Annotated in this window: 23 protein-coding genes; 12 read left to right on the forward strand and 11 right to left on the reverse strand. The window is 44.8% G+C overall.

Annotated elements, in window-relative coordinates:
- Positions 1-9 precede the first annotated feature (9 nt).
- From J3P40_RS13125 to msrC, 8 genes are read right to left on the reverse strand one after another with little or no spacing between them, the layout of a single operon-like run.
- Entirely contained in the window at positions 10-399 is a 390-nt protein-coding gene (locus J3P40_RS13125) for a DUF1801 domain-containing protein (protein WP_256006424.1), read from the reverse strand.
- 56 nt (positions 400-455) lie between these two features.
- Positions 456-1550, reverse strand: coding sequence for an MBL fold metallo-hydrolase (locus J3P40_RS13130; RefSeq protein WP_256006428.1), 1095 nt, complete (start codon positions 1548-1550; stop codon positions 456-458).
- A complete protein-coding gene (gene topB / locus J3P40_RS13135) occupies positions 1547-3382 on the reverse strand; it encodes a DNA topoisomerase III (protein ID WP_256006429.1) in 1836 nt (611 codons plus the stop codon). Before topB ends, J3P40_RS13130 begins: the two co-directional genes overlap by 4 nt.
- Positions 3379-4281, reverse strand: a complete 903-nt coding sequence (locus J3P40_RS13140) for a histone deacetylase family protein (RefSeq protein ID WP_256006432.1) — start codon at positions 4279-4281, stop codon at positions 3379-3381. The genes topB and J3P40_RS13140 overlap by 4 nt, the downstream gene beginning before the upstream one ends.
- On the reverse strand, positions 4281-5141 hold the full coding sequence (locus J3P40_RS13145) for a bestrophin family protein (protein ID WP_256006433.1): 861 nt from the start codon (positions 5139-5141) through the stop codon (positions 4281-4283). Before J3P40_RS13145 ends, J3P40_RS13140 begins: the two co-directional genes overlap by 1 nt.
- 5 nt (positions 5142-5146) lie before the next feature.
- On the reverse strand, positions 5147-6430 hold the full coding sequence (gene kynU, locus J3P40_RS13150) for a kynureninase (RefSeq protein ID WP_256006434.1): 1284 nt from the start codon (positions 6428-6430) through the stop codon (positions 5147-5149).
- Between the two features lie 58 nt (positions 6431-6488).
- Positions 6489-7094, reverse strand: a complete 606-nt coding sequence (locus tag J3P40_RS13155) for a DNA-3-methyladenine glycosylase (RefSeq protein ID WP_256006436.1) — start codon at positions 7092-7094, stop codon at positions 6489-6491.
- Positions 7087-7563, reverse strand: coding sequence for a free L-methionine (R)-S-oxide reductase MsrC (msrC, locus tag J3P40_RS13160; RefSeq protein WP_256006438.1), 477 nt, complete (start codon positions 7561-7563; stop codon positions 7087-7089). The genes J3P40_RS13155 and msrC overlap by 8 nt, the downstream gene beginning before the upstream one ends.
- Before the next feature lie 67 nt (positions 7564-7630).
- Here msrC and J3P40_RS13165 point away from each other — a divergent pair, with 67 nt between their 5' ends.
- The 3 genes from J3P40_RS13165 to J3P40_RS13175 all read left to right on the forward strand — a co-directional run bounded on the left by J3P40_RS13165 (position 7631) and on the right by J3P40_RS13175 (position 10758).
- Positions 7631-9790, forward strand: coding sequence for a S46 family peptidase (locus J3P40_RS13165; protein WP_256006440.1), 2160 nt, complete (start codon positions 7631-7633; stop codon positions 9788-9790).
- 8 nt (positions 9791-9798) lie between these two features.
- The gene (locus J3P40_RS13170; RefSeq protein ID WP_256006442.1) at positions 9799-10050 is read left to right on the forward strand and encodes a hypothetical protein; all 252 of its coding nucleotides are present in this window, start codon (positions 9799-9801) and stop codon (positions 10048-10050) included.
- A 165-nt stretch (positions 10051-10215) separates the two neighbouring features.
- A complete protein-coding gene (locus J3P40_RS13175; protein ID WP_256006444.1) occupies positions 10216-10758 on the forward strand; it encodes a hypothetical protein in 543 nt (180 codons plus the stop codon).
- A gap of 3 nt (positions 10759-10761) precedes the next feature.
- Here the strand turns inward: J3P40_RS13175 and J3P40_RS13180 are convergent, their stop codons facing one another.
- Together J3P40_RS13180 and J3P40_RS13185 are read right to left on the reverse strand one after the other, a co-directional pair.
- Complete coding sequence (locus tag J3P40_RS13180; protein ID WP_256006446.1) at positions 10762-11934, reverse strand: glycosyltransferase family 2 protein; 1173 nt, start codon at positions 11932-11934, stop codon at positions 10762-10764.
- On the reverse strand, positions 11931-12851 hold the full coding sequence (locus J3P40_RS13185) for a glycosyltransferase family 2 protein (protein WP_256006450.1): 921 nt from the start codon (positions 12849-12851) through the stop codon (positions 11931-11933). Before J3P40_RS13185 ends, J3P40_RS13180 begins: the two co-directional genes overlap by 4 nt.
- 37 nt (positions 12852-12888) lie before the next feature.
- On the opposite strand from J3P40_RS13185, the gene J3P40_RS13190 reads away from it, so the two are divergent.
- From J3P40_RS13190 to J3P40_RS13230, 9 genes are all read left to right on the forward strand, one after another.
- Positions 12889-13431 carry a hypothetical protein gene (locus J3P40_RS13190; RefSeq protein ID WP_256006454.1) on the forward strand — a complete coding sequence of 181 codons (543 nt, stop codon included), beginning with the start codon at positions 12889-12891 and terminating at the stop codon, positions 13429-13431.
- The gene (locus tag J3P40_RS13195; RefSeq protein ID WP_256006457.1) at positions 13424-14551 is read left to right on the forward strand and encodes a fused response regulator/phosphatase; all 1128 of its coding nucleotides are present in this window, start codon (positions 13424-13426) and stop codon (positions 14549-14551) included. Before J3P40_RS13190 ends, J3P40_RS13195 begins: the two co-directional genes overlap by 8 nt.
- Positions 14548-14877, forward strand: coding sequence for an STAS domain-containing protein (locus J3P40_RS13200; protein WP_256006460.1), 330 nt, complete (start codon positions 14548-14550; stop codon positions 14875-14877). The genes J3P40_RS13195 and J3P40_RS13200 overlap by 4 nt, the downstream gene beginning before the upstream one ends.
- Before the next feature lie 2 nt (positions 14878-14879).
- A complete protein-coding gene (locus tag J3P40_RS13205; protein ID WP_256006462.1) occupies positions 14880-15422 on the forward strand; it encodes an ATP-binding protein in 543 nt (180 codons plus the stop codon).
- A gap of 215 nt (positions 15423-15637) precedes the next feature.
- Entirely contained in the window at positions 15638-18100 is a 2463-nt protein-coding gene (locus tag J3P40_RS13210) for an LruC domain-containing protein (RefSeq protein ID WP_256006464.1), read from the forward strand.
- A 608-nt stretch (positions 18101-18708) separates the two neighbouring features.
- The gene (locus tag J3P40_RS13215) at positions 18709-19353 is read left to right on the forward strand and encodes a DUF6266 family protein (protein WP_256006466.1); all 645 of its coding nucleotides are present in this window, start codon (positions 18709-18711) and stop codon (positions 19351-19353) included.
- Between the two features lie 167 nt (positions 19354-19520).
- Positions 19521-21626 carry an LruC domain-containing protein gene (locus J3P40_RS13220; RefSeq protein WP_256006468.1) on the forward strand — a complete coding sequence of 702 codons (2106 nt, stop codon included), beginning with the start codon at positions 19521-19523 and terminating at the stop codon, positions 21624-21626.
- Between the two features lie 28 nt (positions 21627-21654).
- Complete coding sequence (locus J3P40_RS13225; protein ID WP_256006471.1) at positions 21655-22809, forward strand: acyltransferase family protein; 1155 nt, start codon at positions 21655-21657, stop codon at positions 22807-22809.
- Positions 22810-22909: 100 nt separating this feature from the next.
- Complete coding sequence (locus J3P40_RS13230; RefSeq protein ID WP_256006474.1) at positions 22910-23653, forward strand: FkbM family methyltransferase; 744 nt, start codon at positions 22910-22912, stop codon at positions 23651-23653.
- Positions 23654-23662: 9 nt separating this feature from the next.
- On the opposite strand, the gene J3P40_RS13235 is transcribed toward J3P40_RS13230, so the two are convergent.
- Positions 23663-24250, reverse strand: coding sequence for a hypothetical protein (locus tag J3P40_RS13235; RefSeq protein ID WP_256006476.1), 588 nt, complete (start codon positions 24248-24250; stop codon positions 23663-23665).
- Positions 24251-24271: the final 21 nt, after the last annotated feature.

A 24271-nucleotide genomic window follows, 5' to 3' on the forward strand; every position in this document is an offset into this window, starting at 1 on the left:
CATGCCAGTTTATACTACCCAACCTTTTTCTTTATACAATTTGAACCCCCCGGCAAGTGCAGATTCAATTTGAGACAACAGTGTGTCGTCAAGCTTTTTGATATGAAAACAGGACTTGCCTTTTAAATGCTTCAGCAGATTGGGATCAAATACCTGCTTAATTTCCGGTTCGGCATACACAGGCATGAAATAGAAACCTACATGACCTTTAAATATCTTTACTGAAGCAAAGAACACTTCCGTACGCGGTTTTCCTTCAATAACCACGTTTTTATTGCTCCACAGATCGTAAACTTCCTCGCTGTTTACCCTGTTCTCAAACCCCATGGTTGCATAGGGCTGTAAAGAAGCCCGTATGGTTTGGAAAATCTCAACGAAATCTGTTTTAGCCTGATTCATAATGATAATGGTTTAAACCTACAACACGTTTTGCTTTATATTGTTTTCTGTGCACATCAGCGTTGCCACCATGCCTTGTCGGGATAAGTCACACCAAAAATAACAGATTCTCCAAGCATTGGCGTGGTAATACGCAGATTTTGCTTTTTAGCCTCCCTGGTTACCCGTATCACCGGCTCATCCCAATCGTGCAGGGCCAGACTGAACTTTCCCCAATGCACAGGCATGAGCACCCGTGCATTTAAATCAAGCGCCGCTTGAACGGTCTGTTCGGGAAACATGTGTATCAGCGGCCAGTAGGCGTTATACTGTCCGCACTCCAGCAGTGCCAGGTCGAAAGGTCCGTATTGCTCACCTGCGGCCTTAAAATGTGTATCGTACCCTGAGTCGCCGCCGAGATACAGCCGGCTGTTTGTGGTTTGCAGCACAAAGGCCGACCACAAAGTTTGGTTGCGCTTAAAAAGCCGCCCGCTAAAATGGCGCGCAGGCAGTGCCGTAAAGCTTAGCGACTGCTCCACCGTATTTTCACCCCATGCAAGTTCGGTGATTTTGTTTGCCGCAACCCCCCAGTGTTCCAGATGGGCACCGACGCCCAGCGATGTTACGAAGCGGTTCGTTTTATCTTTTAATGCGACGATGCTGAAGTAGTCCAAATGGTCGTAATGATCGTGCGTAATCAGGATAACATCTAGTGTGGGGAGATCTTCCAGGCTGATGAAATCTGTACCCGGATACTGCTTGCTGCCAATGAATGAAAAAGGCGAAACCCTTTTGCTGAAAACCGGGTCGACCAGAACATTCATCCCATCTGCCTGAACGAGATATGAAGAGTGACCGAACCAGGTTACCTTAACCGAATCCGCACGTCTAAAATCCGGTTTAACATGCGGAAGCGGGTCGGTAGGTACCGACGTTTCGTTTCCCTGAATTACTGCCTTCAGCATATCCCAGTAAGTTACGCCTTCAGGTTTTACCGGCGTTGGTGAGAGATTTTGAAGCTCGCCATCTCTATAATTACGCAACCGTTTAACACGATCCAGCCTTTCACCCTCCGGCGCCTTTCCAAATATCGGGAGATACAGCACCCATACCGTCAGCGCCGCCAACAGGGTTAAAATTACAAGTGTATATGTCATTTTCTTTCTTTTCATGGAACGGCAATTTTTTCGGCCAAACCAGCGCCTGCCTGTAGAAGCTCGTCGGTAATGGATTTGGTATACGCTACAATTTCCGCTTTAAAATCGGTCACCGAAGCGCCAGATCGTATTTCCTCCAGGCGCTTTTCCCATTGCCCGGTAAGTTCAGCCTGCGCAATCATTTTTTCTTTTACAACCTCATAAACCGCGAGGCCCTTAGCCGTGGGCACCAGGTTTCGCTTCTCTCTCACAATATACTCCCGGTTCAGGAGCGTTTCAATTATCGCTGCACGCGTAGCCGGCGTTCCGAGTCCGCTATCTTTCATCGCATAACGAAGCTCTTCGTCTTCGATATCCTTGCCCGATGTTTCCAGTGCTTTGAGCAACGACGCTTCATTGTACATCGCCTTTGGCTTCGTTTGCTTTTCCAGCAAGGCCTTTTTCACCACTGGAAGAAGCTCGTCGGCCTTCACCTTTGGAAGTGAGGGATTGTCCTCGTCTTTCTTCTCTTCATCAAAGTCGTTGAACACACTGCGCCATCCGGCAGAACGGATCACTGTGCCGTTGGCCAAAAAGACCGTTCCGGATTCAAGTGTTATTTTGGTGATTTCCTTGATACATTCCTGATGAAAAGCTTCCAGCATTCGTCCGGCAACCATATTGTAAACAAGGAGCTTATCACCAGTCAGATAACTAGCAGGTTCACCTGTAATCAGGATGGCATGATGGTCCGTCACTTTCTTTGCGTTCACACTGCGTTTGTTTAATGCCACAGTCTGCAGAAACAGCGCCTGCTTACCAAATTCGGTGTGACCTGCAAGACTCTCGATAAGCTTCGGTATGCCGGCAAATACATCATCGCCAATATACCGGCTTCCCGTACGGGGGTAAGTCACCAGTTTGCTTTCGTACAAGTTCTGGAGAATACCTAATGTCTGATCGGCCGTTAAGCCCCTGCGTTTATTCGCCTCCTGTTGCAGACTACTCAGATCATGAAGCAGTGGTGGAGGCTCCTTTCGCGGCTTTGCCTCAACGGTAAGCACCTTGGCCCCTTCTGCAACGCCCGATTCCACATCGTCGATCAGCGCGAACGCTTTTTCAGCGTCCTCTTTTCTATCGTAGCTGTCGGCCGACATAGCCCTAAACAGCTGCCCGTCTTTGTCGAGCTGTATGGCAAGCTGATAATAGATCTGGGGCACAAAATGCTTAATTTCCAGGTACCGGGCGCAGATCATAGCCAGGGTTGGTGTTTGCACCCTTCCCAGCGACAATACAGCACGGCCGCCGGCGGATATGCTTAAGGCTTGGGTGGCGTTCATGCCAACCAGCCAGTCTGATTCAGAACGTGCGTGCGCAGAATAAAAAAGTGTATCGTATTCCGTCCCGGCTTTGAGGTTCCTGAATCCCTCCTTAATCGCTTCATCTGTTTGCGAAGAAATCCAAAGCCGCTTGAAAGGCTTCTTGCATTTCAGGAAATAATAGATATAGCGGAAAATAAGTTCGCCTTCCCTCCCGGCATCCGTGGCCACGATGATTTCCGAGGCTTCATCGAACAGCTTTTTAATAATGTCTAGTTGTTTGCGTACACCCGGATCTTCGACTATGCCATCTTTGGTTTTTATTTTTCGGATCCCCAGCTTAAACTTTTGCGGTAACATAGGAAGATGCTGCCGCCTCCACCCAATATAGCCATAGTCCTGGGGTGGGGCTAGTTGAAGCAAATGTCCGAACGCCCAGGTAAATGAATATCCCTTTCCTTCAATATATCCATCCCGCCTGGTTGTGGCGCCAAAGACTTTCGCCAGTTCGCGCGCTACAGATGGCTTTTCAGCAATAACTATTTTCATGCTCCCAATAAATCAAATCCCACTTTGAAGGTGTTACAATGCGCCTCGACAATGTCACGGATGTGCGCCGAATATCCACCTCCCATACTCACCTGTACAGGCAAACCATTTTGCTTACAAAACTCGAATACAAGTTGATCCCTATGTTTACATGCATCTTTTGATAAGGCGAGTTTACCCAATTCATCCGTTTCGAGAACATCGACGCCCGACAGATAAAACACAAAATCCGGCTTGTGCGCTGTAGCAGCCTGAAGTGCCCGTTCTAGCTTACTCAGGTATTCCTCATCCCCGCAGTCGTCTGGTAAACCAATATCCAGATCGGAACGCTCCTTTCGGAACGGAAAATTCTTTTCTCCATGCATCGACAACGTAAATACCCGCGACTCGTTATAGAATATCTGCGCCGTGCCGTTCCCCTGATGGACATCCAGGTCAATGATCAGGATGCGTTGAGCCAAACCCTGATGCAGTAAATAACTCGCCGCTACAGCCTGGTCGTTCAGCAAGCAAAAACCCTCGCCCCAGTTGCTCCCGGCATGATGCGTGCCACCAGCCACATTAAATGCCAGCCCATGTTCCAGAGCAAAACATGCAGCGTCTATCGTACCCTGCGTAATCCTCAGTTCACGATCAACCAGCTCCCGCGTCAACGGGAAGCCAATGCGGCGTTGCGCCTGATGCGACAATGTCAGGTCCCGCAATTCCGTCCAATACTGGGCATCGTGCGCCAGAAGAACCACCTTTTCAGAAACCAACTCCGGGGCAAAGAGATTTTCGGGTGTAATAACGCCCTCGTGAAGCAACTGTTCTGGAATAAGTTCATATTTCAGCATCGGAAAGCGATGACCCTCCGGAAGCGGATGCGAGTAGGCCGGATGCCAGGCTATTTTGATCATCAGTTCAGAATCTCCCCAACATGTTTCTCAATGTTGTTGCAGATCTCGTCGACCGGCAAATCATTCGCATCTACGCCGAAGGGATCTTCAATCTCTTCAGCGATAAGTTCAAGACTCGCCAGCACATACAGGATAAACGGCACGATAGGCACAACGAAATATCCCAGACTGAACACCCAGCCGATAGGCAGTGTGATGACGTAGATGAAGATGAACTTCTTGATAAAGGCGCTGTACGAAAACGGGATCGGCGTTTTCTTAATTCGCTCGCAGGCACCACATATATCTGTGAATTGCTGAACATCTCCATTAAGTATAATCAATTGTTCCTGGCTGATTTGTCCTGACCGCTGTAATTCGAAAACCTTCGCAGAAATACTTGACGCCACCTGATTTGGAATATGCTTTCCCCCATCCACTTCGATAAGTAAGCTGTTCTTGCCGAAGTACTGCTTTTCGCGGAGATGCTCCTTCAGGGCAAAAGCGTACTTGGGAATAGCATAGTTGAAAAATACGCTATCTTCGGTCGTCAAATTCAACGCTTTGATTTTAATCGCGAAGTTGCGGCTTACGTTGGTAAGCGACCCGAGCATGCGGCGTCCTTCCCACCACCTGTCGTACGACGTGTTGGTACGAAAAACAAGCAACATAGAAATCACAAAGCCAAGCAGATTATGCATCATGCCCACGTTCTTCACATAGGTCGTTTCAGCCAGCTTGAGATAATTAAGTTCAAAAAAGGCGATAATGCCCGACAAAACAGACACACTGATCATCAGCGGCCAGAGTTTCCGGAAAGTATCAGCTTTGTGGATGTGGAATATAAAAGTGAACCAGTCCTTTGGATTATAATTAACCATACGCGTTATTTCGATTGGCAAACTTGCAGAAGCAACGCTCCTGTTTTAAATACATCTTCGAATGAATTGTACAAAGGCACGGGACTCAGACGAATCACATTCGGTTCGCGCCAGTCGCCCAACACATGTTTGGCGACAAGCTCATTAAAGATCGCCTTACCGTTCTCTTTGGCAATAATGGACACCTGCGAACCCCTTTCGGTAGGCTTCGAAGGTGTAATCACCTTATACTGTTCATACCCAAGTGCAATATTCACCTCGGCGATCAGGTACATCAGATAAGCGGTAAGTTTTTCACTCTTTTCCCTCAAGGGCTTCATAAAGCCAGCCTGCTTAAAGATTTGCAAAGAAGCATGATATAAAGCCATCGGCATAACCTGGGTGCAGCTTACCTGCCAGCCATCGGCGCCAGCCTCTGGTACAAAGCCTTTTTCCATCTTAAACCTCTGTTCCTCGTGGTAGCCCCACCATCCGGCAAACCGGTTCAGCGTCTCGTCGCCGAAATGCTTTTCGTGCACAAATATGGCGCTTATGCCACCCGGACCAGAATTCTGATATTTGTAAGAACACCAGCAGGCGAAATCGACATCCCAGTCGTGCAGCTCGAGCGGCACATTGCCCGCTGCGTGAGCCAGATCGAAACCCACTACAGCCCCTGCTTCATGACCTGCTTTGGTGATAGCCGGCATATCGTACCACTGACCCGTGAAATAGTTGACCCCACCAAAAAGGACCAATGCAAGCTCATCACGGTTATCGGCTATAGCTTGCAATATATCGGACGTTTCCAAGTTAAATGCACCGGCTTTCGGCGCAACCTCAATAATCGCCTCTGCAGGATCGTAACCATGGAAGCGAACCTGACTCTCGATGGCATACTGATCTGACGGAAAGGCACCAGCCTCCATAATGATCTTAAAACGCTTTGCGTCGGGCTTGTAAAAACTAACCATCAATAAATGAAGGTTCACCGTCAGCGTATTCATGGGACAAACTTCCTGAATCCTTGCGCCCACAATTGGCGCGATCAATTCCTTCAGCGCCTTGTGATAAAACATCCAGGGCCTTTCGCCCTCAAACCAACCCTCAACCGCCAGATTTTGCCAGTTGGAAAGCTGTACATCAAGCACTTCACGCGCCGATTTAGGTTGAAGACCTAAAGAATTACCACACAGATAAATAAATGGTTCGTTATTCTGATTCGGGAAGTAAAACATCTCCCTAAAACGAGCGAGCGGATCAGCCTGATCAAGGCCTTGCGCAAAGGCCAAATTATTCTGGAAATTCATCAGTCCAAACTTAGACAAAAGGGGCAATGATTAAACCATAATGTTGAAAAATACTAACTCAGCGATTTGGTTTACTTACGTACCTGTTCCCCTTAACATAATAACGCCAGGGGAGCAATGCATGTTCGCCCGCATAGTCGACACCCACCCTCGGACAGCTCACGATCTCAGGCTCGGAAAGCAAAGCTCCCTGATCTTCCAGCCATATCTCATCGCCTAGCAGATCCTTTGCATTGAGGGAGCGGTCGATACCCATGGCCATCGCCAGTGCCCCAGGGCCCGCAGTTAGATTAGGCTTCAACACAAGCATTTTTCTCCGTGCAAGCATAAGCTCCAGTCCCTGTAAGGGCTCCAGGCCACGTACCAGTACCGCATGCGGAACGCCTTCGGGGGCGGTAACCACGTTAAACAAATGATGAATTCCGTAGCACAGATACACGTAGGAGATACCCCCACGCTCATACATGGTTTGCGTGCGATTGGTGAGCCTGCCACCGTAGGCATGAGAAGCCCGATCTTCCACGCCTTTATAGGCTTCCGTTTCTACAATGATCCCGGCGGTAATTTCATCGCCCAGGCGGGTATATAACACTTTCCCCAATAACTGCTGCGCTAACAGGTTTACATCGGTTCCCTGGTAAAATGAGAAGGGCAGCTTAGCCATAAATCAATGCGACAATCTTCTTTAAGTAATCTGCATCAACATCATCAAAATGAGACAAATACTCACTGTCGACATCCAATACGGCCATGACTTCAATCCCTTTCATTACAGGTACCACGATCTCCGACCTTGAGGCCGATGCACAGGCGATGTGACCCGGAAATTCATCCACATCAGGCACGACAAGCGTTTCCGCTTTTTCCCAGGCTGCCCCGCAGACCCCCTTGCCTTTCTTTATCCGGGTACAAGCCACCGGACCCTGAAAGGGACCTAACACAAGCTCCTCATCCTTCACGAGATAAAACCCAACCCAGAACCATCTGAACTGCTCCTTAAGCGCGGCAGCTATATTGGCCATATTGGCAATCAGGTCTTCTTCGCCAGAGATCAGGGCTGCGATCTGTGGAATAAGCGTTCTATACTGTTCAGCTTTGTCAGCGCTGCTATTGATCTGTAAATCTTCCGCCATGAACTTGGTTTTCCTGCAAATCTAGCAAGTAAATAACTAAATTTGGCATATACTCAGCATTATCCATATGAACAAAAAGAAACGAACTGTACTACTGTCGGCCGCCATCTTAAGTGTGTCACTCGTCCTTGCCACGGCTTTCAAGCCCTGGGAGGAAGGTATGTTTCCGCTAAGCGAGATCCATAAACTTGATCTGAAGAAAGCCGGACTTAAAATCAGTCAGAATGAGATATACAACCCGAAAGGCACCAGCCTGGTAGACGCACTGGTAAATGTGGGCGGCTGCACCGGCTCGTTCATATCCGACCAGGGACTCATCATCACCAACCACCACTGCTCCTTCAGTGCAGTGCAGCAGGCGAGCACGCCGGAACATGACTACCTGACCAACGGCTTTATTGCAAAAGCACCTTCAGAGGAAATTGAAGCAAAAGGCCTAACCTGTCGAATTACGGACAGTTATGAAGACGTATCTGATCGTGTACTCGCCGTAGTAGCACAGGTTGAGGATCCTGCATCGCGACTGAAACTCATCAATACCGCAATGGATAACATCGCGCGGGAAGCGGAACAGAAAGATCCCTCTATAAAGGCCGAGGTCTCTGAGATGTTCATTGGAAAAACGTATGTGCTGTTCCGTTACAAAACGATTCAGGATGTTCGCCTGGTATATGTCCCGCACCGTCAAATCGGTGAGTTTGGCGGTGAAACTGACAATTGGGTATGGCCCCGGCACACGGGCGACTTTGCCTTTATGCGTGCATATGTGGCGCCCGATGGCTCGCCAGCCAGCTATTCGAAGAATAACGTTCCCTATAAGCCCAAGAAGTTTCTGAAAGTAAATGCAAACGGAACCAATGAAGAAGACTTTGTCTTTATACTCGGATATCCGGGCCGCACATTCCGTCATCGTCCTGCACAGTTCATCGCCTACCAGCAGGAATACGTGTTACCATACGTTTCGGAACTCTATGCCTTCCAGAACCAGACCATGGAGGAAGTCGGCAAAAAAGATAAAGCGACAGAAATTAAACTCGCCACCCGAATCAAACGGAACGCAAATGTTATGAAAAATTATCGCGGCAAACTTCAGGGCCTGAAGGGGATCGATTTAGTCGCTCAGAAACAGCAGGAAGATAACAACCTGGCCAGATTCATCAACAGCAACATCGATATGAAGGCGCGGTACGGAAATCTGATGACCGAGATTGACAACCTGTACAAATTGATCAATGGTGATGCGCAGCGCGACCTGTGGTTTTCACAGATTTACAACTCAACGAACCTGCTTTCGGTAGCGCGTAATATCAACAACTTTAAATCGGCCATGGAGACTTACCCTGCCGGTCAGCATCAGGCGTTCTTCGATCAGAATCTGGCGAGACTGAAACAGATCCTGGAGGCCAATTACGAAGCTTACGACCCGGAGGCAGACCGAATCATCTTTAAGCGAATGCTCAGCGATGCTGCTGCCTTCCCTTCTGGCCAGCCCGTAAATGCACTGAAGTCTGTAGCCAGACCAACCGATCAATTTGCCCAGACCACCTTAAGCAGCACCAGGCTGGCCGACAAAAACTATGTGCTAAGCACCCTGCTCCAATCGCCGCAAAGCCTTACCGCATACAACGACGCCCTCCTTCGTTTCGAGAAGGACATATCCGTTCAGATAAGCGAACTCAAACCCGAGAAGGATCGCCGTGAAGGCTTATTAAACAAACTGATGGGTGATTATGTAAACGTGAAAGAGAAGTTCCTTAAAAAGAACTTCATCCCTGATGCCAATAGCACACTGCGACTCACTTACGGGTATGTACGCGGATATTGGTCGGCCGACGCAACCTACCAACGGCCCTATACCACCATACGCGGCATTCTGGAAAAGGGCGCTACCGACAATCCGGAATTCGACTACCCGCCACAGATCAAAAACCTGTGGGACGCGAAAGACTTTGGCCCCTTCGCCAAGAAAGACCTAAACGATGTACCGGTAGCCCTGCTTTACAATATGGACACTACCGGGGGCAACTCCGGTTCACCGATCATGAACGCTTATGGCGAGTTGATTGGCGTAAACTTTGACAGAGCCTACGGCGCAACCATAAATGATTATGCCTGGAACGAAAGTTACAGTCGCTCCATAGGTGTCGACATACGCTATGTTCTTTGGGTTGCATCAAAGATTGACAAGGCTGATTTTCTGGTAAGGGAAATGGGCGTTAAACTGTAATAGAAAACATGAGAGTAATAGCAGAACTTCCGCATCCGGAATGTAAGATCACCATCTTCAGTATGAACCAGAAATACATTGTAAAGTTTGAGCAGGGTACCTTCGAACAAAGCTATAAAATCGCAGAACTTGACTTGAGTGGGGGCGGCGTTAATGAAATTTTTGAGCTGCTCGACGAAGCATTCATAGCTACTGTTGTGACGAGGTTTAAGGAGATGAGAAGCGATTTTACGGCGACGTACAAGCGGCACCAGTTTTAGTTTAAATGACCCTACGTAACCGTTTAGTTTACAATATGGTTGTCTCGTAAACAAAATTTAATTTGGCAATTTCAAGCCTCAATAGATATGCATCTCCGATTTTGGTAAATCTTTGGATTACATATACACCAATGATAACACTGATTAACAACACGTTTTAAATCTATGAAAAATATAATTTGGTCAGCTTTTTTAGTCACTTTTATCGCTTCCTGCACCAAAATTGACGAATCAACAGACATGAACTTCACGGTGGCGACTGGCGCCATCCCATTCGTTATCCCGGTCACATCAAGCACCACATCCGGTACGCAAATTACAGACATATCCGCATCGGCCAACCTCGATGAACTGGTGAAAGAAAAAGGCGAGCAGTTTTCGGCGGCCGACGTGGTGAGCATGAAAGTTACATCCCTTAAGCTGGCGCTTACGGACACCCCTAGAGACGCAACGAATAACTTTGCCAATATTGAGGAAATGAGCATTGCGATAGAAGCGGCAGGTCAGCCCTCAGTGCTTCTTGCAGGCGGACGTGTACCCGACAATGAAAGCACCGCTATAGACGTACGGATTATTGCAACGGAAAACGAATTTAAAAACTATGCGGCGGATCACCAACTTCGGATCACCGGCAAGTTAAGACGCCCCACCACTAAGGCACTTAACGGACAAGCCCGAATAAGTTATTATCTGCAACTAAAGAAGTAGCCTTTAAAGTTTGCGCTCTGCTTTTTCCCAGATCACCGACTGGCTGCCTTGGATATATCGTCCGATACCGGCAATAACGGCGTAGTTCATCATGCAGAAATAATACGGGATAAAAAGCAGTTTAACACGCAGCTTTTTTTCCTCAAGCACCTTCCCCATCCAAGCCGATATGTAAAACAGTATCTGAGCGAAGAGTAGAATCGTGTATAGCCATTGACCGGGTGCCGACACCACAATAGCAACGTTAAGGAGCAACACCAGGATCATCAGGAAGGGTGTAACCGTCCACCGCAGCACGCGGTGACTAATGTACTGGAAACTTAATAAGGGATATTTGAAGGGGTTTAAAAGCGCTTTTAGCCAAACTATAGACTGTATACCGCCGGCTGCGATACGTATTTTTCGCTTCAGTTCTTCGGCAACATTAGCAGAAGAGGTCTCCTGAGCATAAGCTTCAGGTTCATAAACAATAACATATCCTCTGCCTGCGATCTGCATGGAGATCATAAAATCATCCAAAACACTATTTACAGGCACAGGCTCGTACAGTGCCCGCCTTATGCTGAAAAGTTCGCCTGCCGCACCCACCACAGAATATAGTTCAGAATCCCAGGTCTTAAGTTTAGACTCATATTTCCAGTAGAAGCCCTCACCTGCAGTAGCATCGGCTGATTCCTCGATATGCACACGCTTCTCGCCTGCCACGGCGCCAACTTTAGGGTCCGCATAATGCCGGCATAACAGCATCAAAGCGTCCGGGTTAAGAAATGTATTGGCGTCGGTAAACACCACGAGCTCGGTGCTCACATGGTCCATGGCGCGATGCACAGCAGCTATTTTACCCGACCTGCCCGGGCTGTGCAGAAGTTGTATTTCAGGATAGCGCGACACAATTTCCGGCGTACGGTCGGTCGACCCGTCCGTTACAAAAACAAAGTTGAGCTTGCCTGCAGGATATTTTAACTGCAAGCTATTAGCTATTTTGGCCTCGATGAAGGCCTCCTCATTGTACGCAGCTACGATCAGCGTACAGGAAGGCAACGCCTCGAACGGATAATGTTTCCGGCGACCCGCTTTAAAAAGTCGTTTCAGCGCCACAAGAAAGTAAAGCACCAAACCATAACCAAAAAAAGTATAAAAGATGATGAAAAGTGAGATCCAGAAAGCGACAATCATGTTCCGGTTTTTTTAAAGCCGAGGTATGAACTGGTCGGTTTATTGGAGAGGTTCCATTTAATGGCCCGGAACAGAACCGGTACAAATTCCGGAGTACCGGATTTAAAGTATTTCAGCATATTTCTTGGTGTAACAAATATAATAAAATACACAAAAAACACCAGCGTATGGAACCAGCTGGCATTTCGCCTGATAAACAAGATGCGGTTCCTGTTCATATAATACTCCTTGAGCGCACTGTTCCTACCTACCGAAAGCGACTCCTTATGATATATAAGCGCATTGGTATTTATCCAGATATCGAATCCGGCCCTTCGCATCATTTCACACCAATCCATCTCCTCATAGTACAGGAAAAAGTTTTCCGGCAGCAACCCTACCTTGCTTAATGCTTCGCGGCTAACCATCATGGCAGCACCGTGAACATACCCTGTGGGTCCTATTACGTCATTATGCTGACCCTGGTCTGCCTCGTACTGACCGATACATTTATTGCGACAAGTGTAATAGTTCATCGGCGTAAACCCCGCATACTGAATGATCGACTTATCATCGTAATAATTGATCCTGGGCGAAACCATGCCTATTTTCGGACTTGCAGAAAATGTATCTACAAGCGTTTCTATGAGCCCGGATGTAAATTCCGTATCGTTGTTTACCAGAAAAACATAGTCGCCCCGAGCCCGCATTATCCCCACATTGTTCCCCCCTGCAAAGCCAAGGTTGCGTGCAGTGCGGATATAGATGATCTGATCGTTTACAGCTCTGAAATCTGCCTCATGATCCTTTTCGCTGCAATTATCTACTAAAATAATCTCTATATTAGCTTGACCATAGTATAGATTTATTGACTTCAGGAGTTCGGCCGTAGCTTGCGGCTGATTGTAATTTACAGTAACGATCGAAATTAAGGCCATGTATTTTAATATGGTAAGCATGTCAAATTAGTGCATTTTGGGTGATAATAGCAAATTTAAGGACGAATTACAGCGCTTTCAGCAGATCGAAGGTAAGGACGAGTCTGTGAGCAAAAAACTCGATGAACTGCTCGCCCTGCTTAAAGAAAGCGAAATCGATTCTGAAAATATCAAAGCGATCAGAGGGAGGGTAAACCAGGTCCTGGACGATAAGCTGGAAGCTCAAAACGCTATCAAAGACGTGAAAGACCTGGCCAGCTCTGAAATGGACAAGCTGGAGCAACTGGATCAACTGGAAATACTATTGAACAAAAGCCGGTTCGACTCAGGCCAGGTAAGGCAGCCCCGCTTTAAAATACTTGCGTATAAAGGGATAAAGATTCTGATTGGACTATTATTTGTTACATTGGGATTTGCAATGATCATCATGCCCGCTCCGCCCTACTTTGAAATGTTTACAATATTTTATTTCAATCCGGACGATGGTGTGACGCTGATGGACCTGATCTCACTGATCATCGTTGCAACAGGGATATTTATTATTTTAAATGCTGTACTTAAGATGAAGCCGGATGAGTAGAAATATTTTGCTCGTTGATGACGATATTTTTCAGCTAAAGCTGTTTGAGAAATTACTTACCTCCAACGGTTACAACTGTAAGATCGCTGAATCTGTTGATGAGGCAGAGAAGATCCTGAAGACGGGATCGTTCGACCTGATCATTTCAGACTATGAGATGCCCGGCAAGAATGGCTTCGAGTTCAGACGAAGGCTGCTGGAGCGCGACCCGTACAAGCATATCCCTTTCCTGTTTCTCACGTCTGTAAATGACGAACGTTTTGTTCAGCAGGGGCTGGATTTGAAGGCCATCGATTATATCGCTAAAAACACCCCCGCCTCTCAGGTGTTGGCCAAGATAGATAACCTCCTGCAGGCCGTCCGCGAGCAATACGAAAGATCACTAAGCGAGATCAAAGGCATTGCAGAAAAACTTAACCTTAGAAACATCCCGCAAAAGGCACCTGAATTAAATCGTTTCGAGATCAGCTATTTCAACCAGTCGTTCCAGAACCAGCCGGGAGGAGACTTTATAGATTTCATTAAGATCAACGATCGCTATACGTTTGTGGTGCTGGGTGACGTGATGGGCAAAAAATGGGGTGCATGGTTCTTTTCTTTCAGCTTTTTGAGTTATATACGGTCGGCCATCCGCCTGTGCGTGTATGATGAAAACTACGACCTGTCTGAAATTTTGAAAAAGCTTAACCGCGTAGTGCACGACGACGCCCTGCTGAGTGAAATATTTTCGACGCTAAGCCTCGTGCTGCTGGACGATGAAAGCGGAGAAGTGAAATACGCTGGCGCGGGCGACCTGCCCCTGCTGAAATTTACTGAATCGGCACCGGAGCTGCAGCAGTACCTGTCGGACGGAATACTGCTGGGCTTCTACCCTTTTGCAATCTATACGGAAATGGAGGTGAACGTTCAGCCTAATGATGAGCTTTATCTGATCTCCGACGGAATGATTGATTACGAAGCGACAGGGGAAAAGAAATCAGATTTGCGTTTGTTTAAGGAAAATTTATATTATTTTAGAAAGCATAACAAGTCGCTTGAAGAGATTAAAAACAGTCTTTTCAGCCAGCATGTATCTCAGGTAGACGACTGCAGCTTGATTATTATAAGGAGGAAACCATGAATATAAACAAACAATTAAGGGGTAAATACCTGGTGCTTACAATCGAAGACAAAGATGCCAATCTTTCGAATTCGTCGAGCTTTAAGGAACTGGTTGTTAATGAAATAGAGTCGGGTTCTATTCACCTGATAATCTCATTTGAGCAAGTGAAATACATAGATAGTTCATTTTTGGGCGCGCTGGTTGCCATACTCAAGAATCTGGTGCAAAAGAACGGCAGCCTCAAATTGGTTGAGCTGAACAGTGACATTATTAACCTTTTTGAGCTGACCAGACTGGATAAGATCTTTGATTTAAGAGCATCTGTAGAAACTGCACTAGACTAGATATGAAGGAACTACCAGTTACCATAAATCTGGAGATCCCCAATGATCCTGACCAGATTTATGATTATACCGAGGCGGTACTCAAAGACATTTTAAGTTACGTTGAACTGGATATAGCGAACCAACGCAATATAAAGCTGATTTTGGTTGAACTTATTACCAATTCCATTAAGCATGCGCCTGATGGCAATTCTCAGTTGCAACTTGTCATAGACGAGCCTCAACTTAGCATTCAGAAACTGGAAAAAGGTGTACAGATAGAATTCAGCGCTACATCTCCGCAGCTTCCCTTTAAAGATGTAGACAAAGTACTTAAAATAAGTTTTTCTGAAGAGAACCGCCACCACATTCTGCCGCTGGACCAGTACAAGTTTAAATTTCTGAACCCGTACAAAGACGGCCCGATGTCGCTAGACCATATGCCTGAGCATTTCGGCTTTTACATCATCACACTGGCGTCCGACAGTTTCATTTACCAGTACGACCCGGATCTGAAGGAAAACCGTTACATCGTGAACATGAATATTAAGGGGAATGGGGAGTGATTTCTACACATTTTTTAAGAAGTGGGGAATAATAGTAGTCACCTCGTTCGAGCAGCTTGTTTTGTCCGGGACATTCGAAACAGGTATCGTGTCCAAAAAAAACCCTCCAGAGCCGTCTAACGTATATTTACAGTAAAATCAGACAGGGGCGGTAATTTATTTAACTAGCTTTTGGTACAATTATGGCCTTATGCACATCAAACAGAAACAATAAAATGAAGAAACACTTACTTTCTTTGGCAATCATTGCTGGTGTTTTTGCATCATCCTGCAAAAAAGACAACAACAACCTCGACGAGGTTATCAACAAGTCAATCGATGAAATCTCCGCTCCTGCCGGCTTTATGTGGTCGGGTTCCAGAGATGTAAATTTGAGTTTGGGTATTTCCGATAACAGCTTCGGAAATCAGATTCATGTAGTAAATGTATATACTGCTGACCCATCTAAAGGCGGGCAACTGATATCTACCGGTTCGGCAACGCTTATCAAACCTTTCAACACCAAGGTGACACTGTCATCAATGGTTAAACAGGTATACGTTGAGAAAATCGCTCCGGACGGCTCAGCCGTAAGCCAGATGCTCGACTTAACATCTGATAACGTTTCGGCATCTATCAACGCTACTTCGCTGGTATCGGAGAAATTGGCAGGCTCGGCACTTAGAAAACTGTCTGTCACTACAGAAAACCCTCCTACTGTTCCTGGTAATGCTACGGAAATTACGTCTGCAAACTGGGTATCGTTGCCTGGAAACACTACCTATGTGATTAAAAGTAACGCTAGCACCTATAATTTTAATGCATTTGGTGCAAATGCAACTGTCTACGTTCAGGGAACTAACATCAACATCAATAATATTGAATTCCAAAACAATTTAACCTTAATCGTGACAAGCGGATCAACGGTTAACTTTACTGGCAACTTTAACTGGAGCGGCTCAAACGTGTTTAAAAACTTCGGAACTGTTTCGATCACGAATAATGCACAACCAAAAGGCGGTACCTTCCGGAACCAGGGACCTCTAACCGTTGGTGGAGAGTTTACACCTGAAGGAGGAACTGCTGTAGCGAATACTTCTACATTTACCGTAAATGGTAATCTCAACATTGGTAATAAAGATAACAACACAGGGGCTGTAGTAGACAATGGTGGTACATTTATTACAAAATCAGGAAATAATGTTTTGGCAGTGTCTTCTTTCACCAACTCGGGAACTGTTCAGTTCCAAAGCAGCAGTACAAACACAACGTTTGATGGCCCAATTGTGAACTCCGGAACTATGACCATCAACAGCATTGAGATCACTTATAATGGAAATGCTAATACTACATCTAACACTGGAACGTTTACCGCGCCGAATGCAAGAATGATCTTGAAAGGCGTTTTCACGAATGGCGGTACTGTCCGTGTTAAAGAATTACACCTCAACAGTGGAGGTAGCATCGTTAACAACTGTAAATGGTTTATAACCAGCGAAAGTTTCAAAAATGAAATCAACGGTCCTATTACCAATAACAGCTATTTTTATGTGGGTAAAGCCATTAATATCAACAGTGGCGGAAAGATCACGCTGAATAACGGTGCATTGTTCGTTACAAAATCTATCTATGACGGTTTTAGCGAAAAGATCACTGGAACCGGTAGCATGTCGGTCCTTAAGATAACAGAGGCGATTCCTAATCTTCAGAACCACCAAAATAGCCCTAAATTTAGCGGTGCACTGCAGGTAATCTATACATCTGGGACTTTACCTAACAGTATGTTTGAAGGTGTTGCAACTCAAAAAGCAGCAAATGCGACGGTTTACATACCAGTGGGCCCATGCATGGAGGAGACTGTAGGCCAAAACATGGATGATGACAATGATGGAGTCTCGAACACGCTTGATAAATTCCCTAATGATCCTACCAGAGCTTACGTTATAGATTCCGAGAACTCAACCATCGCGTTTGAGGATAACTGGCCACTTAAGGGCGACTATGATTTAAATGATGTGGTTGTAAACTTCAAATATCAAATCATTACCAACAAAGAAAATAAAGTTGTTGACGTAAAGGCTACTTACAGGCTGTTGGCTACTGGAGGAAACTTCCAGAATGGATTCGGTGTAGAATTCCCTGTTGCGGCTAACAAAGTGAGCATTACCAGCAAAACAGATGGTCCTGTTGGCGATGAGATCGCATTGGAAAGCGGACAGGATAAAGCGGTACTAATCCTCTTCAGTAACAGCCGTGCAAGACAGTTGACCTGGAACACCCAACCTAATGTTGCAAAATCACCTGTTGTAGAATTTAATGTAACACTACACTTTACTGATGGTCCAGATCAGGCGGCATTTGGAACTGCTAACTTTAATCCTTTCATTTGGAACAGCTCACCTGGATATGGCCGCGGCTTTGAAACTCACCTGGTAGATAAGACACCAACAAACAAGGCGAACTCAACGCTATTTGGCACTGGCGACGACAAATCTGGTTCTGGAAAATATTACAGAACAGCCAATAACCTGCCGTGGGCGATTGTGGTGCCGGTTGCTAATTTCGTATATCCATTAGAAACCGTATCGATAACTGAGGGATACCTTGAATTTGCGAACTGGGCAATTACCGGCGGTGTACAAAGTGCAACCTGGTATTCCACAGGTTCTAAGAACACCGCTAAACTTTACACTCCATAGTCAAAACCTGACTCAGATAAAAAAAGGGCTGCATCTTTAATTGCAGCCTTTTTTTATAACCCTAGACATGTTTGTCTGTAGCTAAAGTGTATGTTAGAATTACCTATATATGGGCAACCATACACGCTTGAAATTACTTCATCTCTTCGTCTTCCCTTCGCCTCCTATCCACCTCCGCATCGTGTTTGCATCGTCCTGAGACGATCCAAATGCGGAGGGACCGCGGCGCTGATCCGACCGTGATGGGTTATTTCCAATTAATTTGTAGGCCTACAAACCTATATTATTAGAAGACAGGCAGTTGGATATTGTTCTGAATGACAATATAAACCAGATACCAAACAGCTATGCATCAGAGAATAACCAGTTCAGTCTGTTTGGGTACTGGTCAACAGCTGTTCAATAGCTGGATAGCAGCTGGACAGCAAGGCCTGCCAAACCAGTACCAAGTCAATCGAAAATTTTCCGGACAACCGGAAAATCAACGGAAAACTCCGGCAAATTTTCATGGTCCTTCGCTTTTATGCATCTCCTGATATTATGTTTGTTCAGTTGACTTACGGGACAACAAAATTAATTCAGTTTTTTTAAAATCTAATTCTACAAAAATGGCGAGACTAATTAATGGATTGCTGGGAGGCCTTTCAGGTAAGGCAGGTGACTTTGAAGGTTATATCAGGAATGGTAAATACTTCATCAGAAAACGCAGAAGGAAGAGTACGAAGAAGCCTTCTGTAAAGCAAGCGGCAACACGACGGCGCATGGCGGTGATAAGTCGATTCTTAGGAAGTATGACTCCATATATCCGTGTGGGCTTTAAATTGGATGGCAAGCTTAAAGGTATTACAGCAAACAATGCCGCGAAATCGTACCAGTTACTCCATGCTACCCAAGGCGAGTATCCAAGCATTGAAATGGTTTACAGCAAGGCAAGGCTGACACAGGGCAATTTAACAAAACCCGTTAACCCGGCTGCTCTGATTGTTCACAGCTCAATTTTGCTAACTTGGGAACAACCATCTGCCCTTTCCTGGTACGAAAGAAATGCCCAGATTATGCTGCTGGTTTACTCACCCGAAATAGATCAGTCGATGTTTAAAATTGGAGGCGCATGTAACCACCAAGGCGGGGAAACAATGGAATTGCCTCAGCAGATGAAAAATACAGAACTGCATGTGTACTGCTCGTTTATAGGTTATGACCACCAGCAAATTTCCGACAGCGTGTATGTCGGAATGATCAATTGGCACTAAACGGAATTACCCAATGTGAGAAATTTTTATCACACATTGGGTATTACTCACACCGCATTGCACTGTTCATTAATTTTCAATATACTGTAAATCAATTATTTACGGAAATTAAACACAGTTGGAATAATTATTTCACTATGTGCGTGAACAATAGTTGAATATAAACCATGACCAACAGATTAATTCTCTTTTTCCTTGCTGCATCGATCGCCGTTACAGGTTGTAAGAAATATGCAGATGACCAGCAGCCGGACGGAGTTGCAGATGAAAAGTACGCTCCAGACGGTTTTGATTACTCGACCACCAAGTCGGTCGATGTTTCTGTACGGTTACTTACCCGAAACAACAAACCACTTAGTGGCGTTATGGTATCAATCTACAATCCTGATTTCACCACAGCAGGATCGGAAATTTCAAAAGCTATTTCGGATAAGGATGGATTTATCAAGACTACGTTGGTAGTTCCCGCGTTCACGGAACAATTGGTAGTAGATGCGGCATACGTGGGGCTTGCAAGAAACGTCAAGTTCGAGCTGAGCGGAAACAACCTTACGGCTACAGTTGGAGGTGAAAACGGCGTAAGTTCTAATTATGTACCAACTACTATAAGCTTCACAAATCCAGGAGCGACTGGCATCAACAAGTTATCGGTAGCTGGAAACAGGACCATTTCGGCCGGTGGCTCTACGGGGACTGTTTACGTTTATAATCCGGCTAATTATGATGCCTTGGGACGACCAAATGCGGTTTTGAATCCGGCACCCAATATTGACTTTGTTGAATTGATGAAGCAAATAAATACCTCATTACCTGAACGGATAAACGGTATAGAACTACACCCGGAGTACATTGCTACTGAAGCGCCAACGAACCTGAAAGTTACAACATTATCTGATGTTTGGATATCGTTTGTACACGAGGGGGCAGATAACAGAAATACGCTAGGTTATTATACCTACCCTACTGGTCAGCAGCCTACTACGGCAGCTCAGATAGATTCGGTGCACTTGATATTTCCAAACGCATCCTTACTAGGTGGTACTGGCGCTGGAAACATGAGGACCGGCGACAGGGTTAAGATTGGCCGCTTTAAACCAGGGACATCGATAGGATTCGTGCTCATTCAAAACGCTTTTAACAATGACAAAAGCGTGAATACTAATGCGCTTAAATTTTACACTGACGAGAAATATAACATAGAGCCGGAACTACATCTGAAAAGACATAATGTGCTTTTACAAAGCGTTGGAACCTCTAACAAAGTTTTCCTTGTCGGATTTGAGGACATCAGACGAAACTTAACTTCATGCGATAATGACTTTAATGACTTGGTATTTTTCGCCCAGTCGCAAGCGGTTACAGATCTGGATCCAACAGACATCCCCTATCTGGATGACCGCATAACCGATACCGATGGTGATGGCGTGCCTGATGTCGTTGACGAATATCCAAATGACCCGGCTCGTGTTTACAAAAAATACTATCCAAGTAAAAATGTATGGGGTACGCTGGCTTTCGAAGATAACTGGCCAAACGAAGGGGACTATGACTTTAATGACTTGGTATTAAGCTACAGATACACTTTCGTTATGGACAACGCAAATAAAGTGAAAGATGTGATCAGCGACCTTAAGCCTTTAGCAGCTGGAGCAGTGTTTAATAACGGATTCGGTATACAGTTTAGCACGCCATCGTCTAATATTACAAATGTTACCGGATACAAACTGTCACCAAACTCTTACATAACCCTGGCTTCAAATGGTGCTGAAAGTGGTCAAACTTCCACAGTAATTATTCCGTTCGACAATCATAAAACGCTATTTAAAAGCCCTGGGGCATATTTAAATACAAAATCAAACACCGGGTACTATGATGGAGACACCGTCAGTGTCAAATTCACCTTTATTAACGCGAATTTTGATGCATTTACTGCACAAGTTCCCTACAACCCATTCCTCATTGCAGACTCTAAGCGCGGTAATGAGATTCACCTGGTAAACCAGAAGCCGACGAATCTGGCTAATACGTCTCTTTTTGGAACAGGAAAGGATAAGAGCTTACCTGCTAGTAATAAATACTACCTAACAAATGACAACAGACCCTTTGCTTTGAATTTCATTGGAAATTTCGAATATCCAATTGAAGAGGCTAACATTATAAGTGCATACCCTCACTTCACTGCGTGGGCAGCCTCAGGAAACACTCAGTTTAAAGATTGGTATAGCAACACTACAGCGGGATACCGGAACGCTAGCAAAATATACAAACGGTGAGGTCTTGCTCTTTTAGAAACTAGGCAATATGGTAGGCACTAAATTAAGAAACGCGACACTGGACTCTGTCAGAGGTGTCGCGATTCTTTTGGTTCTACTTGGCCACGCTTTAATACCTGCCAACGGTTCCCAAACGACTGGTCATCGAATATTACTTGCCGTGATGCAGTTTTTTAAGAACGGTGGTTGGACGGGCGTAGATCTTTTCTTTGTGATGAGTGGATTTTTGATCTCTGGTTTGCTATTTAGGGAGTTTCTTACCTTTAAATGTGTAGATCTTAAAAGATTCCTCATAAGACGATCTTTCAAAATCTATCCTAGCTTTTTATTTTTTTTAGTCGTAGTCTCTACGCTAGAAACTATCGTTAGAATTCAACTAAACCTTGCTACCTTTCCCATTCTAGACTATCTAAAAGATCTGTTTTTTTTACATAATTATTTAGGCGGCCGCTGGGGTCAAACTTGGTCGCTTGATGTCGAAGAGTTCTTTTATTTAGCATTTCCGCTTTTTATATATCTTTCCTTAAAACATACTGGAAAACTCAGTTTAAAGTCAGTTGTGGCTCTATACGTCGTTTCCACTCTTATTGCTATAATCGGGCGGTTCATTGCAAATTATAATCAGCCCTATTCATTCCCAAAACAGTTCACGCTAACACATCAACGAATTGACGCCATCGCATTAGGAGTGTTAATCTCATACATTTACTATTTTCATAGTTCTATTATAGACAAAATTATGAAATACCGCCAGGTATTGCTACCGGTATTTATTTCAGGGATATTAATTAATTTCCTAATTTGGAAAGGGGGAATTAAGTCGGTAATCACGTTAAGTATAAATCCTATTAGCTATGGTTTTCTCTTTTTATATGCATTGAGATTTGAAATGCTAAAGAATAAAACGCTTGGATTTATCGGCCGAAACTCCTTTAACATTTACTTGTGGCATTACATTCCGTTTTATTATTCTGCCGAGTTGGTCGATATAATGGATCTTGATATAACTAGGTCATTAGATTATTGTATATATTTAATTGTGTACATAATAATAGGTCTGGCACCCGGAATCCTCGCTACCCGTTACATCGAGTTGCCATTCCTTAAAGTTAGAGATAGGTTTTATCCATCTAAAAGAGCTATCGAATCTAAACATGTGAGTTTAACACAATCGGTAGCATAATTAGACAAACATCGTTATATTAGTAGCCATCTCTTCAAGGGCTGGCTCCGTTAAACATCCTTGAGATGGATTGTTATCTGCTTCATTGGTATCATACCTTATGTCTAAGGAAATTTTCAAATTTTATCTTCAAAAATTACTCGGATTCAGACGGTATCTTTTTTTGTTTGCCTGGTATGCCGTTAAAAAAGCGTTACGAGGTAAGTATGAGCCAGCGCTTAACCGCTTTATATCTATGATTCCTGATCGAGACATTATTCTGGATATTGGAGCAAATATAGGCATCACTATGGTTCCGTTGGCCCTGGCAAAGCCCAATGCCCGCATTATGGGTTTTGAGCCGATATCCGAGAATTTTGAAACTGCTAAGTTAATTCTAAAACACTTTAGAGTGCAGAATTCTGAAATTCATAATGTTGCTCTGAGTGACCAGCGCGGTTCGTTAACTATGGTAATGCCGTTAAAAAGTGGCGCTAGACAACAAGGACTAAGCAAAGTTGAACAGACCCCCGGTAAAAGTGAGGATGGGATACGATATACGGTCGAATCGTATACTCTGGACGAGCTTATAAAGCCAGGACAAAAAATATCTGCCATTAAAATCGATGTCGAGAACTATGAATACGAGGTTCTCAAAGGCGGCATAAATATGCTCAAGGCATCGCTTCCCATTATATATTGTGAGCTCTGGGATAATGAAAAACGCAAGAAAGTCTTTGATCTTTTAGATGGTATTGGGTATATGATTTATGTACTTGACGATGATTTCTTAACACCTATAGCAATAGACCCAAATTACAAAGGCGCATCAAACAACTTTATATTTTCCACATTTGAGGAATAAGGAAGTTTACTAATAATACTGCTGCAATAACTTTTGTACGTCGTCATCGGATCTTGCGTGGAGTATTTGGCATCCGGATAAAGCGGGGAGAATCGAGTCAAACTCCCTTAATTCGTGTTCAATCCCCCGTTTGGAGAGTATAATGTTCTTTCCGCCGAAATAGCTCGCGAAAGCAGCTGTTCCTCCATGTGCTGATATGAAATGATCACAGTTAGCATATACCATAAGTTGAAGGTGATTAAAATTATCAATATCTGATTTATGGACTTCTTGCAGATCGTTCATTAGAATAACTTCGGGATGATTGTCCCGCAGCCATGAATGTTCATGTAAGTCGAGCGTATCACTATTGTCCGTCACGATTTGCGCAGACAATGGACGATTGTATATAATCTGGTATTTATGACTGAAGTTTTCTATTATCCACTTTAGCATTTGGATGTTAAAGAAATTTATCGGTGCTTGATCCCACTCAATATTATACTTGTTGGCGATCACAAGTATTGGCTTCGGAAATTTAAACACTTCATTCTTATAATAAGATTTAAAGGGCACCCTCTCCCACTTTGTATAACTGAAATTAATACTATGCGTCATATTGGGGATTTCGAAATTAGA

The sequence above is a fragment of the Pedobacter deserti genome, assembly GCF_024436415.1.
Classification (GTDB): Bacteria; Bacteroidota; Bacteroidia; order Sphingobacteriales; family Sphingobacteriaceae; genus Pedobacter; species Pedobacter faecalis.